Here is an 18671-nt window from a genome sequence, read left to right as displayed (position 1 = left end):
TCGCATCTAGCAACGTTGTCAATTTCGGGTCGAGCCAGGCCCCAAAATGTCCTGTCGAGTCATCTTCCGTGACCTCCGGCAGGGTGCCAAATGGCTGCTGTGGCCGTGATCCGCCGGGCCACCCATGGCGCGGCGCGGGACTGTCTTCACGTCGTCGCTGTTCATACATAAGTGTATGAACTATAGGGTAATTACGACGACATCTGCGCATGCCTGTAACCCCGCGGCCATGGTGCCTGCTGCGTGGCAACACGGCATCTGCCCGTCCAAAAGCACCAGGCTGTTGACAACGTTGTCAGTCGTTACCAGACTCCGGCCAAAATCGGGTCGCGTTTCACAAGTACGTGACGAAGGGATGACGAGGGGATCGCAGTGGGCGAAGGGGTAAGCCGCAGCACGGGCGAGTTTTCGGCGGAAGGCATGTTTCTGGCGGCCGACGTCGGGGGTACGCACGCGCGCATCGGGCTGGTCAGCCAGGAGCCGGACGGCATCCGCCCGGTGACCGTGCTGCAGTACCACCGCTATGCCTGCGCCGACTGGCCCAGCCTCACGGCGGTGCTGAAGGATTTCGTCAGCCAGCTCGATCGCAGCGTGCACGTGGACGCCTGCGCGGTCGCCAGCGCGGGCTATGTGCTGGGCGACGCCATCGTCAACGACAACCTCCCGTGGCCGGTATCGATCCGCGATATCCGCGACAGCCTCGGCATCAACCAGCTCGCGGTCATCAACGACTTCGAGGCGGTGGCGTATGCCACGCAGTTCCTGAGCCACGCCGACACCACGCCGGTGATCGAAACCGAGGCGCCGCACGTGGCGGGTCCGGTGCTGGTGATGGGTCCGGGCACGGGGTTGGGTTCGGCGGTGTTGCTCCCGGGCAAGCCGCACGCCACGGTGCTGCCCACCGAAGCCGGACAGATCGCGCTGGCGCCGGGCAACGAGCGCGAGATCGAAATCCTCCGTTATCTCTCGCGCGAACGTGCCCACGTGTCGTTCGAGCACGCCTTGTCAGGCCCTGGACTGATCAACCTGTACCGCGCGCTGTGCGTGCTGCGCGACCAGGCGCCGGTGCTTTCCCTGCCCAGCCAGGTGACGCAGGCCGCGCTCTCGCGCAGCGACGCGGCGGCCGTGGAAGCCCTGGATGTGTTCTGCAACCTGCTGGGCAGCTTCGTGGGCGATCTTGCGCTGCTCTACGGCGCGCGTGGCGGCGTGTTCCTCGCCGGCGGCATCCTGCCGCAAATCCGCGACGTGCTGCTGGCCAGCGGTTTCCGCGATCGTTTTTTCAACAAGGGCGTGATGCGCCCTTTCCTGCAGCAAGTTCCCGTACGACTGATGGAACACGGCCAGCTCGGCGTGATCGGCGCGGCCGGCATGTACCTGGACGGCCAGCACGACCGGGGGAGAACGCAGTAACCGCTTCACCGTTGCATTGAACCGGGCGCAAGCCCAGACAGCCACGCCGCAGCCGGACGACCCACATACATCCGCTGCAGATACGCCTTCGAGGGGAGGAAACCATGTCAAACCGCAAGACTCTGCTAGCAGCAAGCATCATCGCCGGCTTGTGTCTGTCCGGCTCCGTGTACGCTGCCGATAACACCCCGGCGCAGCCGGGCCCGGCCGCTTCCGGCCAGGACAATGCCCAGACCACGGCCGACAAGAACAAGGCCAAGGAACTGGGTACCGTCACCGTCGTCGGTATCCGCGATTCGGAAGCCGAGTCGCTGAACCTGAAAAAGGCAGCCGACTCGCACGTCGAAGTGATCACCGCCGAAGACATCGGCAAGCTGCCGGCCAAGAACGTGGCCGACACGCTGCAGCGCCTGCCCGGCATCAACATCAGCTCGTCGAGCGCCAGCGAAGGCGGCTTCGACGAGAACGATCGCGTCAGCCTGCGTGGCACCAACCCGAGCATGACCCAGACCCTGGTCAACGGCCATACCGTCGGCACCGGCGACTGGTTCGTACTGAGCCAGGTGCAGACCGTGGGCCGCAGCGTGAGCTATAGCCTGCTGCCGGCGGAAGTCGTCAGCGAAGTGGTCGTGCACAAGTCTTCCGAAGCCAAGCTGCAGGAAGGTGGCAGCGCCGGTACGGTCGACATCATCACCCGCAAGCCACTGGAGTTCGCGCAGCCGTTCACCGCGCAGGCGGCCGTCGGCGGCGTCTATTCCGACCTGCCGGGCGATACCAAGCCGCAGTTCAACGGCCTGGTCAACTGGAAGAGCGACGACAACACCTTCGGCGTGATGGCGCAGGCGTTCTACGAGAAGCGCAGCCTGCAGCGCGACGGCCAGGAAATCGTGGGCGGCTACAACCAGATCGGCGCCGCCGACCCCATCGCCGTCGCCCATCCGGACCTGGCGGGCAAGTACTACCCGAACCTGATCGGCCAGACCCTGTTCACCCAGACCCGTACCCGCAAGGGCGGCACGGTGGACATCGAATGGAAGCCGCTCGACAACCTGACCTTGAACCTCAACAGCTTCTACTCGAAGCTCGAGGCCGACAACTACAACCGCAACTACATGTTGTGGACCAGCCAGTTCGTTTCGCGCGGCCTGGGCCTGCAGCCGGGTTACAAGGTGCAGGGCAACGTGCTGACCAATGCCACGTTCGCTCCGCCGCCGGCCGGTACGCCCGACACGCCGTATGGCGTGTATGACCAGATCTCACGCCCGGGCGCTTCGTCGTCGTCGGCGTACACCACGCTGGATGCCGAATGGCGCGCCACCGATCACCTGACCTTTACCGGCCAGATCGGCACCACCCAGGGCAAGGGCAACAGCGATAACCAGGACGTGAGCGAACTGGGCTTCGCCAACAACGCCGGCGGCAGTTGGTCGATGCGCGGTACCGGTCAGCCGACCAACTGGTCCGTGGGCGGCGACAACACCACGCCGTCGGGCATCATGCCCTCGGCCGGCTGGATCTTTGGCGACCAGGACATCCACGTCAAGGACAAGGAAGATTTCTACCAGTTCGACGGCGAATGGGCGCTGGACAGCTCGCCGATCAACCTCAGCACGCTCGATTTCGGCGTGCGCTATTCCGACCACACCCGCGAGAACAAGACCGACATCGGCCAGGGCCCGACCGGCGACTGGCAGAACCCGGCCAACTATCCGACCACCTGGTCCAACTACCCGGGCAGCTTCAACAGCGACCTCGGCGTGACCGGCCCGGGCCCGGCCTGGTACTACAGCCCGGGTGCGTTGGCCGCGTTCGATGCCAAGTACGCCAACCGTGACCCGGTGGCGCGCTTCAACTGGCAGAACATCTACAAGGTCAACGAGAAGGACACGGCGGCCTACGCGCAGGCGAACTTCGCCGGCGACCGCTGGAGCGGCAACATCGGCCTGCGCTACGTCTATACGAAGGAAGACATCAACTACAACTCCAGCGCCGTGTCGTCCTACACCACGGCGGGCCCGATCACCGGTTCGGCGTTCGGCAACTACTACGTCAACACCTACAACCACAGCTACGACAAGTTCCTGCCGAGCGCGAACTTCAAGTTCAACATCACGGATGACGTGATCGCCCGCTTCGCCGCGTCGCAGACGATGACGCGCCCGGACTACTCGGCACTGGCCGGTTCGTACTCGCTGGATGACCTGACCCACACCGGCAGCGGCGGCAATCCGCAGCTGAAGCCGCTCATCTCGACCAACTTCGATGCCGGCCTGGAGTGGTACTTCGCTCCGCGCGGCCTCGTGTCGGCCGGCGTGTACAACATGCAGCTGAGCGACTACATCAACTTCGGTACCCAGAACATCCAGTTCAAGGACCAGCAGGCCAGCAACACCGCCGGCCACGACGTGTTCGCGACGTACCAGGTCAGCGTGCCGACCAACGTCAACGGCCACGTGAAGGGCGTCGAGCTGAACTACATCCAGCCGATCGGCGACTACTTCGGCGTGCAGACGAACTACACCTTCGCCAGCGGTTCGGCGGAGGACGGCAAGCCGCTGCAGGGCACCTCGAAGAACACGTTCAACGTCTCGGGCTACTTCGAAAACCAGATGTTCAACGCCCGCATCAGCTACACCTACCGCTCGTCGTTCTACGCGGGCGTGAGCCGTACCGACACGTTCTACCAGGCGGGCATCGGCAACCTGGCGGCGTCGTTCGGCTACAACATCACTTCGTGGATGTCGCTCACGCTGGACGCGATGAACCTCAACAACCCGAAGCTCAAGTACTACACGGTCAATCCGAACTACGGCAAGCAGCCGTATGCGTTCTACGTGAACGGCCGCCAGTACTACCTGAACCTTCGCTTCAAGATCTGATTTGAGGCTACCTCCCCGCCAACGGGCCCGGCACTTTTGCCGGGCCCGATTTTTCATCGGGGATCCGCAACACCGTTATGCAAGCTCGAGGGGTCGATGGCATGAAGCAATGTCGCCGTCTCGCGATCGCACTGCTGGCGTTCCTCGCGGACGCCGCCAGCGCATCCGGGCAGAAAGTGCTGGTCGACCAGGTGGGCTACGACACGCTGGCCTCCAAGCAGGCCGTCATACAGGGCCTGCCGGATGCCTCGAAGCAAGGCTTTCGCATCGTGGATGCCGATACCGGCAAGATCGCCTGGCAGGGCGAAACGACGCCGGCCGTGCAGGTCGCGCGATGGAGCGATGACCGCTACGCGCTCGCCGACTTCAGTGGCCTGAAGACGCCGGGTCGCTACTACGTCGAATGGCAGGCGGGCGACCGCCAGGCGCGATCGTCGACGTTCGATGTGCAGGACAACGTGCTGGAGCGCCATACGCTCTCCAACGTCATCTACTACTTCAAGGGCCAGCGCGCCAGCGGCCTGATGGACCGGGCGGATCGCCAGCTTGCGCGGCCGGACGGCCAGCCCGGCACGCTCGATCTTCGTGGCGGCTGGTACGACGCCACCGGCGACTACGGCATCCACCTGTCGCACCAGAATCCCACCCGCTACTTCAACACGCAGCAGTTGCCGCTGGTGGCATGGAGCCTGTTGCGCAGCTGGCAACAGCTCGAGGCACGGCACGACAAGAACTTCCGCGAGTACCAGCGCCGCCTGCTGGACGAGGGGTTGTTCGGCGCCGACTTCCTGGTGCGCGACAAGCGGCCCGACGGTTCGTTCTATCAGTCGATCGATGCACCGGGCCCCGGCAAGCTGCCGCAGGATCGCCACATCGGCGATCCGAACTGGCGCACCCAGATCAAGCTCAAGCCCGGCGACCACACCGAGCGCGTGGATGAACCGGCGCGTGGGCCGCATGCGTACGAAGCGAGTTTCCGCGCCGGAGGCGGCATGGCGATCGCCGCGCTCGCCCTGGCGGCGAGCACGGGCGTGGATGGCGACTTCACCGCGCAGGACTACCTGCGCGCGGCGGCATCGGCTTACCGCTTCCTCGACGCGCACAACAGCGAACTGGCCAATGACGGCAAGGACAACATCGTCGACGACTATGGCGCATTGCTGGGCGCCGTGGAGCTCTATCGCGCCACGCACGATGCGTCATGGCGCAGGCTGGCCGACGGCCGCGCCGCGCGGCTGATGGCCAGGCTGGTCAGCCACGACGGCCATCGCGACTACTGGCGAGCCGACGATGGCGTGCGCCCGTTCTTCCACCCTTCCGATGCCGGCATGCCGGTGATCGCACTGGTCGAATACGCCTCCATCGCGGATGCAGCCAACCAGGCCAGGGTGCGCGACGTCGTGCGCCGCTCCCTGCGGGCCGAACTGGCGACGACGAATGCCGTGGCCAATCCCTTCGGTTACGCGCGCCAGCTCGTGCGTGGTGGCGATGGCAAGGTGCGCACCGCCTTCTTCTTTCCGCACGACACCGAGGCTGCGCCGTGGTGGCAAGGCGAGAACGCGCGCATAGCGTCGCTTGCCGCCGCCGCACGCCTGGCGGCTCCGCTGTATGCGGGCGACGCCGGGTTCCAGGGCGAACTGCAGTCCTACGCGTGGAACCAGTTGCACTGGATCCTCGGCCGCAACCCTTATGACAGCAGCATGCTGATGGGCAGCGGCCACGGCAATGCACCCTATATGTTCTTCGACTCCTACGCCTACACCAATGCGCCGGGAGCGATCATCAATGGCATCACCTCGGGACTGGACGACGAGGAAGGCATCGCCTTCGACCTCGGGTACGCTCAGACCGGCAAGGACGACGACTGGCGATGGACCGAGCAGTGGCTGCCGCACGATGCGTGGTACCTGTTTGCCATCAGCCTTCCCCACGATTGACGTGACGACGCGAGACGACCGATGAGCATAGCCCGCACCGCCCTTTGCCTTGCCCTGGCCAGCCTGGGCACGTTCGCCCATGGCGCCGGTACGAGCATCGACGTGATCCCGATGCCGGCACAGGTCTCCGGGTCCGGCGATGGCTTTGCGGTGGGCACGCGAACCCCGATCGTGGTGGATGCGGGCGATGCGCAGGCGAAGCGGTCGGCCGACTATCTCGCCTCGCTGATGACGCGCACGCGGCACCTGGACCTCAAGGTGCAGCAGGCAGCCGCCACCGGCGCGGCCATCGTCTTGAAGCGCGATGCGTCGGCGCCGGTGGCCGGCGCGGAGGGCTACGCGTTGGACGTCACGCCCACGGGCATGGTCATCACGGCGCGCGACGAGGCGGGGCTGTTCTACGGCGCCATGACCGCATGGCAGTTGATGACGCCGGCACATGGCGAGGGCGACGTACGCGTGCCCGCGGTGCATATCCGCGATCAGCCGCGCTTCAACTGGCGTGGCTTCATGCTCGATTCCGCGCGCCACTTCTGGACGGTGGATGAGGTGCGCACCGTCATCGACCAGATGGCCCAGCACAAGCTCAACGTGCTGCATTGGCATCTCACCGATGACCAGGGTTGGCGCATCGAGATCAAGAAGTATCCCGAGCTGACCCGCATCGGCGCGTGGCGCAAGCCGCCGGGAGCCGGCCAGGACGGCGAACCGCGGCGCTACGGCGGGTTCTATACGCAGGACGAGATCCGCGCCATCGTCGCCTACGCGGCGGACCGCCACATCACGGTGGTGCCCGAGATCGACATGCCCGGCCATGCGCAGGCGGCGGTGGCGTCGTATCCGGAGCTTGGTGTCACCGGCAAGCGTCCGCCGGTGTCGGTGGACTGGGGCGTCAACCCTTATCTCTACAACGTCGACGACCACACCATCCGTTTCCTGGAGGATGTGCTGGACGAAGTGATGGCGTTGTTCCCGTCGACCTACATCCACGTCGGCGGCGACGAAGCCGTCAAGGACCAGTGGCAGGCATCGGCCGCGGTGCAGGCGCGCATGCGCGAACTCAAGCTCAAGGACGAGAACGCGATGCAGAGCTGGTTCATCGAGCGGATGGGCCGGTACCTCGCCGCGCATGGCCGTCGCCTGGTCGGCTGGGACGAAGTCCTCGAAGGCGGCGTGCCGCCCAGCGCGACGGTGATGTCCTGGCGCGGCACGCAAGGCGCCATCAGTGCCGCGAAACTGGGGCATGACGTGGTGCTGTCGCCCGCGCCGCAGCTCTACCTCGACCACATGCAGAGCGATCGCGAGGACGAAACCACGGGCCGCATGCCGCCGATGACACTGGAAAGCTATTACGGCTTCGAAGCGGTGCCGAAGGAACTGGACGCTTCGCAGGCCAGGCATGTGCTCGGCATGCAGGCGAACCTGTGGACGGAACACATGCCCACGATGCGTCATGTCGAGCACGCGGTGTTCCCGCGCCTGGACGCGCTTGCCGAAGCAGCATGGTCGCCGGCGGCCGTGCGCGACTGGCATGGCTTCCTCGACCGCTTGCCGGCGCAGTTCTTACGCTATCGCGCGCAGGACATCGGTTATGCCGACAGCGCGTTCGCGGCGAACATCGAGGTGGATCGCAATGCTTCCATCGCCAGCGGCGAGGCCAACGTGAGCTTGTCCAACCAGGCGGGTTACGGCGCGCTCCACTACACGACCGACGGCACCGCGCCCACCGCTGCTTCGCCGGTTTACGCCAAGCCGTTCGCGGTGAAGCTGCCGACCACGGTAAAAGCCGTGGCGCTTGCGCCGGATGGCGCGCCGTTGGCGCAAGCGCGCCAGCGCGTACTCGATCTTCCGTCGCTGCGCACCCGCGGCACCGCGGAGATGGTCAACTGTCCGGGCAGCGACTTCGGCCTGCGCGTGCAGCCGACGCCCGATGCCACCAGCATGAAGCCGAGCTACGTCATCAATGTGTTCGACAATTGCCGCGTGTATCCGGCCGCGAAGCTCGATGGCATCGCCGGCATTCGCGTGGAGACCGCGCGGCTGCCGCGCAATTACCAGTTGGCGCACGACGCGAAGCTGGTGGTTGCGCACAAGGGCGGCACGCCGCAGGGTGAACTGGTCGTGCGCGCGGACAGCTGCAAGGGCAGGACATTGGCGACGCTGCCGCTGCCCGTGGGCGGCAGCGACAGCTTCACGCTGAAGGGCGCCCTGGCCGCCCAGACCGGCGTGCATGACCTGTGCCTGGTGTTCACGTCGCCGATCACCGGCCCGCTTTATGGCATCGGCTCGGCCACGCTGGTGCCCGCGGGCGCGGCGCCGTGAACATGCTTCGGCGGCTGGCCTCGGTGGATGCGCTGCGTGGCTGCACGGTCGCGCTGATGCTCCTGGTCAACGATCCGGGCGATGGCGAGCATGTCTACTGGCCGTTGGAACACGCGCGGTGGAACGGCTGCACGCCGACGGACTTCGTGTTTCCGTTCTTCCTCTTCGTGGTGGGCGTGTCGATCGCACTGGCGATCGCTCCACGCGTGGAGCGCGGCGAAGACAAGGGCGTACTCGCACGGGCGGCGATGAAACGCGCCTTGCGCATCCTGTTGCTGGGCGTGGCCATCAACGTGCTGGCCTGGTGGGCGCTGCCATGGGCGCATCTGCGCTTTCCCGGCGTACTGCAGCGCATCGGCGTCTGTTTCGCGGGCGCGGCGCTGTTCGCGATCTACACGCAGGCGCGCGTGCAGTGGGCAGCGATCGTCGCCATCCTGCTCGGCTATTGGGGGCTGTTGCTGGCGGGCGGCAGCATGGAGCCGTTCGTCAACATCGTGAGCCGCACGGACTTCGCGGTCTTCGGCCGCTTCGTCTATCTGATCGACCCGGCCACCGGGCGTGGCCACGATCCGGAAGGCCTGCTCAGCAGCTTCCCGTCGCTGGCGACGACCCTGCTGGGATTGCGCGCCGGGCAATGGCTGCGCGATGGACGGATAAAGCCGCTGCTGGCCGCCGGCGCCGTGATGCTCGCGCTGGGCTATGCATGGTCGCTGGTGTTTCCGTTCAACAAGAATCTGTGGACTTCTTCGTTCGTGCTGTGGACCGGCGGCTGGGCGATGCTCGCGCTGGCGCTGTTCCACGGACTGGTCGACCGGCTCGGTTGGCCGGCCATCGGCCGTCGCTTCGGCGTGAACGCGGTGGCGGCTTACGCGGGTTCCGAGTTGATGCAGATACTGATGCCGGCCCTGGGTATCCAGGAGCCGCTCTACCGGCATGCCTTTGCCAGCTGGGTGACCCCTCTCGCTGGTCCCTACGCCGCTTCGCTCGCGTACGCCGTCGCGTTTGTCGCCCTGTGGTGGGCGATCGTCTACGTGATGGATCGCCGGCACCGTTACATCAAGCTTTGAACCATCGCCGAGAGCGCCACGTCAGGCCACCGCGCCCGCTCGGGCAGAGAGCGCCATCCAGGTCGCATTGCCATGGATGGCGCCCCAGTCACCCGGCAGGCTCTGCTATTTGGAAATCAATAACAGCAACGATTGGCCACATTGGCCGTAGGTGGTGCCGGCACCACCGATGAGAGCCTCGTTGCCAGGCGTCACGAAGGTATTGGCGCCGTCATTCCAGTTGCACGTATCGGTCACGCGATACCACTGCGTGCCGCTTGGCGGCGCGGGCAGGGTGAAGGTCACGCTGCCCGACCAGCCGTTGTAGGCGATGTAGATGGAGTTGGCATCGCCCAGTGACGGCCCGTTGATGGTGTACGCGATCGCGTAGTTGGATGTGTTGCTCCAGTAGCCGCTGGTGGCGACGGAGCCGTTCGGCTGGTACCACACGACCTGGCTGGACGAATACCAGGTGGCCGGCCGCAGGGCCGGATGCGCACGACGGAAGGCAATCAGGCGTTGCGCGAAGTTGTAGAAGTTGGACTGGTCCGTGGTCCAGCCGTTGGTGAGCCAGTTGGCCGTGGAGTCGAGGTTGTAGGCGTTGTTGTTGCAACGGAGGGAGCGCAGGTATTCATCGCCGCCCTGCATCAACGGCGTGCCGGCCGAAAGCATCTCGAAGGCCATGCCCGTTCGTGCCGCACGCCGCTGGTCGAACGCCGTGCCCGTGCCGGCGGACATGCCCTGGTCCCAGCTGTAGTTGCTGCTCGTGCCGCCATCGGACGGACCGTACGGCCATGCCTGGTTGTTGTTGGAACCGTTGCAGGCATAGACGTCATTGAGCGTCAGGCCGTCGTGCACGTCCATCAAGTTGATCGAGTTCCACGGCGAGCGTCCGCTGGCCTGGAACAGGTTGGATGACCCGCTGAAATCATTGGCGTCCTGCCCGATCGAGATGGTCATGCTGCCCAGCTCGTTCTGCGCCTGGCGCAGGCTGTCGCGAAACGCGCCATTCCATTCCGACCAGCCGGCGGGAAAGCCGCCCAGCTGGTACGAGTTGCCACCGATCGCCCAGGGCTCCGCGAACAGGTCCAGGCCGCTGCCGCCGGCGGCGGGGCGCACGGTGAATTCGCGCAGGATGCGGTTGATGGCGACGTTGGGGTCCGCCGCGTCGAAATTGAAGCCGCCATTGGGGCAGTTGGGTGCGGCCGATTGGTAGGCACCGTTGAGGCAGCTGTTGCCCAGCACCGGCGCGAGATCGAAGCGGAAGCCGTCCACGCCCATCGTGTTTGCCCAATAGGCGAGCGAATCGACGATGAGGTTCTGCGCCACGGTGTTGTACGTGTTGTAGTTCGCGCCCGTGCCGGTGTTGTCGTAGAAGTACTGATTGCCCGAGGTGAGTTCGTAGTACGTCGCGTTGTCGAGCCCGCGCCACGAGTAGATGGTCGCGGTCGACGGATCGCTGCTGCTCCAGCTGCCGCCCTCGGCGGTGTGGTTGTAGACCACGTCCATGTAGACCTTGATGCCTGCGTTGTGGAACGCCTGCACCATTGCCTGGAACTCCGCGGTGGGACCCCCGCTGCCTTGTTGTACGCATAGCGGCGATCGGGCGCGAAGTAGTCCTCGGTCATGTAGCCCCAGTAGTTCTGGTTGGCGCTGGAATTGGGCACCACGTCGTTGGCGTCATTCTGCGTTTCCTGCACCGGCAGGAATTCCACCGCCGTCACGCCGAGGCTGGCGAGATAGCTCGCCTTGAGTCCCGCGCCACGATAGGTACCCCGGTAGGCGGCGGGAATGCCGGTGTCCTGTTCGGTAAACCCGCGCACGTTCACTTCATAGATCACGTCGTCTTTCTGCGCGCGCGTGGGTTTCGTGCCGATGCCTTGTCCGCTGGGCGCGAGCACGATGCCCTTGGGCGCGTAGGTGCCGCTGTCGATGGTGCGGTAACTCGCGCCCGACGCGAACACGTTGCCGTTCTGGCTGGATGCGTTGAGCGGGTCCTGGCTCACTTCAAGCGCGTAGGGATCGAGCAGCAGCTTGTTCGGATTGAAGCGATTGCCGCCGGCATCCACGTCCGACACGAAGCCGGCCTGCGAGCCTTTGCCCCAGCTCGCGCTGTAGGTCCAGTTGGGCCCCCACGCCCGATAGCCGTAGTAGATGGCGCCGGTGATGCCGGCGGCCTGGATCGACGACACGGGAACCGTCGCCGCCCATACACCGTTGCCGACGTTGCTCATCACGTAGGTGGCCGACTCCTGCGCACCATAGCCGCTGGCGTACAGGTACAGCGCGATGCGCGTGGCATGCGACGAGTACACGCGAAACGTCACGTTCGCCTGCTGCGCGTCGTAAGCGGCGCCTAGGCTCATGCCATTGACGGCTGCGAGGGCAGGTGCGGCGGGAAGGGTCGCGAGGCTGGCGCAGGCCAGCAGCATGGCGAGAAACGTCGAGCACTTCATGCAGGTCTTCCTCCATCCAACGGTTGCGGATCGGGATACATGAACGTGCGCAGTCCGTGCGCTTGTTGCGTTTCAACGCTCGCGGCGGGCCGAAAGAGGAGGCGTGAAGCGATACGCCCTGGCGGTCGACGGCGAGTGCGAGGCATCGTAGAGAGCATCGCAATGCAGCAACCAGGGGGTTGCATACGTATTCATGGGTCGATCGAACACATCGCAGGATGTCGCGATGGCGGCCTCAGCCGGGGAAGTCGTGGCCGGGCGAATCGCCGGCGAGGTGGATGCGGTTGCCGCCGAGTTTCTTCGCTTCGTACATCGCGTTGTCGGCGGCGCGCGTGAGTTGCTCGGGATCGTCGCCGTGCTCGGGATAGGTTGCGATGCCGATGCTGGTGGCGATGCGCACCTCCCGTCCGGCGAGCAGGAAAGACGCGTGGAGTGCCAGGCGGATTTTCTCCGCGACATGCAGGCCGTCGTTCGGGGACTGCAGCGCATGGAGCAATACGACGAACTCGTCGCCGCCAATCCGGCCGATCACGTCGGCCTCGCGCACGTGCTTGGCGATGCGCGCGGCCACTTCGCACAGCAGCAGATCGCCCACGTGGTGTCCGTAGTGGTCGTTGGCCTGCTTGAACTTGTCCAGGTCGATGTAGAGCAGGCCCAGGTGTCCGCCAAACCGCTTGACGTGTTTCAGCGCGGCATCGAACTGCTGGTAGAAGAGATCGCGGTTCGCCAGGTCGGTCAGCGGGTCGTGCCTTGCGATATGGTGCAGCCGCGCTTCCGCCTGCTTGCGCTCGATGGAGGCCGCGACCTGCGTGGACACGAACTGCAGGAGCTCCTTGTCCTTTTCCGAGTAGCGCATGCGCTCGGAATAGCTCTGCAGCACCAGTGCGCCAATGGTGGCGCCGTGCGAGGTGAGCGGCACGCCCAGCCACTGCAGGGCGTCGCTGCCATGGCGCGGCAGGGACACCGCAAGGTCGGAGTCCGGCGTGAGCAACATCGCCTCGCCGGAGCGGATCACTTCGGCGGTGAGCGTGCCCGATTCGAGGGGCTGCGGCGCCGGCGCCGCATCGCGTTCATCCACGAAGTAGGGAAAGCTGAGCTCCTTGCGCGCAGCGTCATACAGCGCCACGAAGAAGTTCGCCGCGGGCAGCAGGCCGCCGATGATGCGGTGTATCTGCTCGATCAGCGCAGGCAGGTCGTCGCTGGCGTGCGCGGCCTCGGAAATGGCGTGCAGCGCGGAGGTCATCGACTCGGCGCGCTTGAGCTCGGTGATGTCGCGCGCGACCGCGATGCGCAGCCGGTCGGATTCCGACCATCGCGCCGACCACATGATGTGCACGACCTTGCCGTCCTTGCGGATGTAGCGGTTGTGGAAATGCGACTGCGGCTGGCCGGCCATGATGGCGTTGGCGGTCAGCAGCGTGAGTTCACGGTCGTCGGGGTGCACCAGCTCGATCATCGGGCGCCCGATCACCTCGGCCGGGGCATAGCCGAAGATGCGTTCGTAGCTGGCGCTGACGAACACGTAGCGGCCTTCCTCGTCGACCACGCAGATGGCGTCCCATAGCAGGTCCATGATCTTGTTGAGCGAGGTGAGTACGATCGGCTGCGTGGTCATGGTCGGCCCCTGGCGGCCGGATCGTGGGCCTGCCATCGGGCTCGCAAGTCCCGTGCCACGAAGCCACCCCGCGGTCGAGGGAGTTCTCCGGTCGGCACTTCGGTGCGACTGACAGTCATGGCGGCGAGGCGGCAGCGAAGTCGCGGGACGCGGGCACTATAAGGCGGAAGGCACCGCCACCGCACCTTCCGGGGCGCCGGGAAAGATCGACCCCGGCGCCGGCCACGCTGGCCGGCGCCGGGCTTCTTCACGGTTTCAGTGCAGCGTCCACTGCTGGGGCGCCAAGCCGTTGTCGGTCCAGATCTGCAGTTGCGTGCCGTGGGTGGTCGAACCGGCGGGGTCGTCCAGCATCAGCGAGCCGGAGGCCTGGTTCATCAGCTTGTAGGTGCCGTTGCCCAAGTCCATGAACATCCAGTTCTGGTTGGCGTTGTTGGCACAGCCCCACAGAGACACCAGGTTGCCCGGCGAAGTGCTGCCACCGGTGTTGTCCACGCAAAGGCCCGTCTGCTGGTTCTGGATGCTGAACCAGCCGCCGCCCTTGGCATGCACCGTCCAGTTCTGCACCGGAGCGCCGTTGCAGTCCCACAGTTCCGCGCTGGTGTTGTTGGCGGTGGACCAGGCGGTGTTGTCCAGGCACAGCGCCGGCGCCTGCACGCTCTGGAACACATGCGTGGAGCCATCGGCCGGCAGGCGGTTCCATGCCTCGCTGGCGAAGTAGGTGATGCAGCCGCCATTGAGGTAGTCCGAAGCCAGTTCCAGGATGCTCGATCCGTCGGTGGCCGGCAGCAATGCCGATGAATAATTGGGGCAGTAGTTGTCGTAGGCCGTCGGTACCTGCACCGGCGCGGCGATGGTGTACCAGTTGCCGGTGCCGTCGGTGTTGGTGTTGACGAACAGCACCTTGCCGTTGGAGGCGGACACACTGCCATTGGATTCGTACATCACCTGGCCGACCAGCAGGATGGCGCCGTTGCCCGACAGCACCGACGGGCTCCAGCGATTGAGCGGCGCATGCTCCAGGTACTGCCCCGCCGTGGTCTGCACCTTGGTACCCATGTTGCCGGCATCGCCGAAGTTCCAGCCGTCAGTGGACGTGCGCGAGAACACGGTGCAGGCCGCCGGCCCACATAGCTCGTAGCTCATGAAGAAATGCCCGTTGGGCAACTTGCTCACCGTGATCATGCCGGGGCGATCGCCCTGGATGGTGCTGCGCACGGTGTTGGTCTCGTCCTGCCAGGTCTGGCCGTTGTAGCTGCGGATCTGCGCGAGCTTCTGGCTGCAGCAGCTGTCCGTCTCGTCGGACCAGAACATCACCAGCGCGCCGTCGTTGGCCACTTCGAACTCGGGTTCCCACAGGCCATGGCTGCTGTCGCCGCGCACCACCGGCGTGCTGTGGTACGACCAGGAGCCGCCCTGGTTGGTGCTGATGTACACCTCGATCGCCGGCGTGCTGCCGGAGAAATACGACGCGGCCGAGATGAGCGTGCCCGCCGGCAGCGAACCCACTGGCTGGGGGAGCTCGTAGAGCGTGGCGCAGCAGCGTTCACTGCTGCCGCTCACCGTGGGCACCGGGCCCAGCAGCGACCAGCTGGCGCCGTCGTCGCTGCTCTGGAAGATGATGCCGTTGGTGCTGGCGATCAGACGTCCATACGTATTGGCGGGGCCATGCTGCAGCCTCACCACGCGTGGGTAGAGCGTGCTTCCCTGCAGCACGGTTCCGGTGGCGGCGTGGGCCTTGCCGCCGATCTGCAGCAAGCCCAGCAGAAGGACAAAGAGGAGGAACAGGGGATGGTTTTTACGACAGCACCGCATAAACGACCTCCGTGGCCGTCCGGAGACGGCCAAGCATGGGTTGATGGGTACAGCGGTTGGTTGGCCGGTTAGCGCTTACCGGCCGATGTCGCGCAGTCGCTTGCCGCTCATCAGATTGCGCTCGATCTGTTCCAGCGTGACGCCCTTGGTCTCGGGCACGAGCCAGAAGGTAAGTACGATGAACACCGCATTGAGCCCGGCATACAGCCAGAACGTATTGGCGTTGCCGATGCCGTTGAGCAGGCTCAGGAAGCTGATGCCCACGAGGTAATTGCAGGCCCAGTTGGTAAAGGTGGAGCAGCCGATGCCGAAGTCGCGGCCCTTGAGCGGCTGGATTTCCGAGCACAGCGTCCAGATCAGCGGGCCGGCCGACATGGCAAAGCCGACGATGAACATCAGCAGCATCGCCACGGTGAAGATCTGCGTGCCCTGGTCGTGGATGCCGTTGTGCATCATCAGGCCCACCACGGCGAGGCCGACGGCCATCACGGTAAAGCCGGTGTAGAGGATGGGCTTGCGGCCCCAGCGGTCGATCAGTGCGATGGCGATGAACGTGGCAAGCACGTTGGTCAGGCCCACCAGCGCGGTGAACCACATCTGCGCGGCCGTGTCGTAACCCATCACCTGGAAGATGCGCGGCGCGTAGTACATCACCACGTTCATGCCGGTGAACTGCTGCATCAGCTGCAGCAGCACGCCCAGCCATACTGAACGGCGGAAGTTGCGGTTCTCCAGGAACATGTGCCAGCCGCGCTGCGGCGTCTTCAGCTGCTCGTCGATGTCGGCGATTTCGCGCGACACGACGTCGCTGTCACCACGCAGGCGCTGCAGCACGTCGATGGCCTCCTGCCGGCGACCGCGCATCAGCAGCCAGCGCGGGCTGTCGGGAAGAAACAGCACGCCCAGCAGGAACAACGCGCCCGGAACCGCGATGATGCCGAGCATCCAGCGCCAGGCACCGCTGTAACTGAAGGCCGTATCGGAAAGAAACGCCACCAGGATACCGATGGTGATCATCAGCTGATACGTGGAAATCATGGCGCCGCGGATGTATTCGGGCGCGACCTCGGCCAGGTACAGCGGTGCCGTGAAGGACGCGATGCCGATGGCCATGCCCAGCACGACGCGGGAGGCGATCAGCGTCTCCGGCGACCATGCCATGCCCGATAGCAGCGAGCCGATGACGAACAGCACGGCGCCCAGTACCAGCGAACGCTTGCGACCGAGGTGGCCCGACAGCCAGCTGGCCGCCAGGGCGCCCGCGGCGGCGCCGAACATCATGGCGCTCACGATCCACTCGATGGTGTGGTCGCTCACCTTGTACTCGGCCTGGATGAACTGCGTGGCGCCGGAGATCACGCCGACATCGAGGCCGAACATGAGGCCCGCCAACGCCGCGAGTATGCAGACGAAGACGACGGTGGCCTTGGATTGCGCCGAGGATGGCGCGATGGCTTGGGCATTCATGGGTGAGACTCCCCCGCTGGCGATGGTGTGGCCCCTGTGGGCATGGGTGGGCCGCGATCCCTACGCGGCAGCGATGACGTGTGGCGGCGGCCCGGGAAAACGCGGCTCGGGCAATCCGCCGAAGTCCGAGTGCACGGCAAACAGCGCGCCGGCATACGGTTGGCTGGCGAGCGCGGCTTCGTCGAGGCCATCGCGCGCACTGGTGATGTAGAGCGTCGAAAGATGGGTGCCGCCGAAGGCGGGACGCGTCGGTTGCGAAGCCGCCACGTCGATGCAGCGATCCATGCGGCCGTCGCTGGTGTAACGCACCACCCGGCCGAGGCCCCACTGCGCGTTCCACAGCGCACCCTCGGCGTCCACCGCCGAACCATCCGGCTCGCCGCGCGGGTCATCCAGCGCGATGAACGTGCGCACGTCGGAAACCCCGTCGCCGTAGTCGCAGCATTGGATGGTGCGCGTGAGCGAATCGCAGAAATACATGAGGTCGCCGTCGGGGCTGAAGGCGACGCTGTTGCTGATCGCCACGCCGGGCAGCGGCAGGCGTTCCAGCGACAGATCGTGGTTGAGGCGATGAAAGCCGCCGATGGGTTGCTTCGGTCCGTCATCGGGCGGCTCGTGCAGCGTGCCGAACACGAAGCGCCCCTGGCGATCGCAGGCGCCGTCGTTGAGTCGCGTGGGCAGCCCGGCTTCGACCTCCATGATCGGCACCAGCCGACGGCTGGCCGGATGGAAGAAGGCCAGTCGCGTAGCGAGCCCGAGCAGCAGCCAGCCGTCCGCTTCGCACAGCGCGAAGCAGGCCAGTCGCTCAGGCATGCTCCACTGGTGCAGCGCGCCGTCGTGCGGCCGATAGCGCCACAGCGTGGAGGCGTGGATGTCGGTCCAGTAAAGCACTTGTCCGCGGTCGCACCACAGCACGCCTTCGCCCAGCGTGTTGTGCACCTGCATCGCGACCGTGGCGCGCATGTTCATACCCAGCCACCGTCGACGATGAAAGCCTGTCCCGTGCACATGCGGCTGTCGTCGGCGGCGAGGAACAGCGCGGCGCGCGCGAGATCGTCCGCCATCAGGTAGCCCGGCAGGCACTGCACGCGCGCGATCTCCGCCTCGCCATCCGCGTCCAGCCACAGGCGGCGCTGCTTTTCGGTGATCACCCAGCCGGGCACCAGCGCATTGATGCGGATGCGGTCGTGGCCGAGTTCGCGCGCGAGGCCGTTCACCAGCCCGTGCACGGCGGCCTTGGCCATCGCATACATCGGATAGCCGGCGTTTTTCTTCATCCAGCCGGTGGAACCCAGGCAGATCACCGAACCGCCGCCCAGCGCACGCATGTCCTCGCGCACGGCCTGCGTGGCGAAGTACTGGTGACGCAGGTTGATGGCGATATTGCGGTCGAATTCCGCCGCCGTGGTCTGCCCGAAGGTGTGGCGAACATCGTTCGCGGCGTTGTTCACCAGCACGCCGATCGGGCCGTGCGTGTCGCGCGCGTCATCGATGGACGCCTCCAGCGCCGCGAGATCGGTGACGTCGCATGGCAGGAATAGTGGGCGATGCTTCGCCTGGGCGAGGCTTTCCGCCAGCTGCTCGCCGCTCGCGCGATCGATGTCGACGAACGATACGCGCGCACCCTGCTGCGCGAAGTGCTCGACGAAGGCGGCGCCGATGCCGGTCGCGCCACCGCTGATGAACACGTGGCGGTCGACCAGGCTGGGATAAGTGGCGAATCTCAT

Annotated in this window: 11 protein-coding genes; 5 read left to right on the top strand and 6 right to left on the bottom strand. The window is 65.6% G+C overall.

What is annotated here, in order from left to right; genetic code table 11:
* Positions 1–372 precede the first annotated feature (372 nt).
* The 5 genes from glk (at position 373) to JMF82_RS12960 (ending at position 9615) form a co-directional block, all read left to right on the top strand.
* Complete coding sequence (gene glk / locus JMF82_RS12980) at positions 373–1410, top strand: glucokinase (protein ID WP_255560049.1); 1038 nt, start codon at positions 373–375, stop codon at positions 1408–1410.
* Between the two features lie 104 nt (positions 1411–1514).
* Entirely contained in the window at positions 1515–4289 is a 2775-nt protein-coding gene (locus tag JMF82_RS12975) for a TonB-dependent receptor (protein WP_201314984.1), read from the top strand.
* Positions 4290–4390: 101 nt separating this feature from the next.
* Positions 4391–6226, top strand: coding sequence for a glycoside hydrolase family 9 protein (locus JMF82_RS12970; protein ID WP_201314983.1), 1836 nt, complete (start codon positions 4391–4393; stop codon positions 6224–6226).
* A gap of 21 nt (positions 6227–6247) precedes the next feature.
* Positions 6248–8548: a family 20 glycosylhydrolase gene (locus tag JMF82_RS12965; protein ID WP_201314982.1), complete on the top strand. Its 2301-nt coding sequence runs from the start codon at positions 6248–6250 to the stop codon at positions 8546–8548.
* 2 nt (positions 8549–8550) lie between these two features.
* Entirely contained in the window at positions 8551–9615 is a 1065-nt protein-coding gene (locus tag JMF82_RS12960) for a heparan-alpha-glucosaminide N-acetyltransferase domain-containing protein (RefSeq protein ID WP_201314997.1), read from the top strand.
* Between the two features lie 105 nt (positions 9616–9720).
* Here JMF82_RS12960 and JMF82_RS12955 read toward each other — a convergent pair whose 3' ends face one another.
* From JMF82_RS12955 to JMF82_RS12925, 6 genes are all read right to left on the bottom strand, one after another.
* Complete coding sequence (locus JMF82_RS12955) at positions 9721–11232, bottom strand: alpha-amylase family glycosyl hydrolase (RefSeq protein ID WP_255560051.1); 1512 nt, start codon at positions 11230–11232, stop codon at positions 9721–9723.
* A gap of 1053 nt (positions 11233–12285) precedes the next feature.
* A complete protein-coding gene (locus tag JMF82_RS12945; protein ID WP_236585458.1) occupies positions 12286–13665 on the bottom strand; it encodes a GGDEF domain-containing protein in 1380 nt (459 codons plus the stop codon).
* A 255-nt stretch (positions 13666–13920) separates the two neighbouring features.
* Positions 13921–15477, bottom strand: a complete 1557-nt coding sequence (locus JMF82_RS12940) for an RICIN domain-containing protein (RefSeq protein ID WP_201314980.1) — start codon at positions 15475–15477, stop codon at positions 13921–13923.
* 75 nt (positions 15478–15552) lie between these two features.
* On the bottom strand, positions 15553–16944 hold the full coding sequence (locus tag JMF82_RS12935; protein ID WP_201314979.1) for a sugar porter family MFS transporter: 1392 nt from the start codon (positions 16942–16944) through the stop codon (positions 15553–15555).
* A gap of 60 nt (positions 16945–17004) precedes the next feature.
* Positions 17005–17913, bottom strand: a complete 909-nt coding sequence (locus JMF82_RS12930; RefSeq protein ID WP_201314978.1) for an SMP-30/gluconolactonase/LRE family protein — start codon at positions 17911–17913, stop codon at positions 17005–17007.
* The gene (locus tag JMF82_RS12925) at positions 17910–18671 is read right to left on the bottom strand and encodes an SDR family oxidoreductase (protein ID WP_201314977.1); all 762 of its coding nucleotides are present in this window, start codon (positions 18669–18671) and stop codon (positions 17910–17912) included. Before JMF82_RS12925 ends, JMF82_RS12930 begins: the two co-directional genes overlap by 4 nt.

Source organism: Dyella sp. EPa41 (assembly GCF_016586165.1).
Taxonomy (GTDB): domain Bacteria; phylum Pseudomonadota; class Gammaproteobacteria; order Xanthomonadales; family Rhodanobacteraceae; genus Dyella.
The sequence above is the reverse complement of the archived record's forward strand: the minus strand, read 5'-3'. Positions and strand labels throughout refer to the sequence as shown.

Coding starts and splice junctions, on each gene's coding strand:
- JMF82_RS12935 (WP_201314979.1), bottom strand. CDS start 16,944: ATGAATGCCCAAGCCATCGCGCCATCCTCGGCGCAATCCAAGGCCACC.
- JMF82_RS12965 (WP_201314982.1), top strand. CDS start 6,248: ATGAGCATAGCCCGCACCGCCCTTTGCCTTGCCCTGGCCAGCCTGGGC.
- JMF82_RS12925 (WP_201314977.1), bottom strand. CDS start 18,671: ATGAGATTCGCCACTTATCCCAGCCTGGTCGACCGCCACGTGTTCATC.
- JMF82_RS12960 (WP_201314997.1), top strand. CDS start 8,551: ATGCTTCGGCGGCTGGCCTCGGTGGATGCGCTGCGTGGCTGCACGGTC.
- JMF82_RS12930 (WP_201314978.1), bottom strand. CDS start 17,913: ATGAACATGCGCGCCACGGTCGCGATGCAGGTGCACAACACGCTGGGC.
- JMF82_RS12975 (WP_201314984.1), top strand. CDS start 1,515: ATGTCAAACCGCAAGACTCTGCTAGCAGCAAGCATCATCGCCGGCTTG.
- JMF82_RS12940 (WP_201314980.1), bottom strand. CDS start 15,477: ATGCGGTGCTGTCGTAAAAACCATCCCCTGTTCCTCCTCTTTGTCCTT.
- JMF82_RS12945 (WP_236585458.1), bottom strand. CDS start 13,665: ATGACCACGCAGCCGATCGTACTCACCTCGCTCAACAAGATCATGGAC.
- JMF82_RS12970 (WP_201314983.1), top strand. CDS start 4,391: ATGAAGCAATGTCGCCGTCTCGCGATCGCACTGCTGGCGTTCCTCGCG.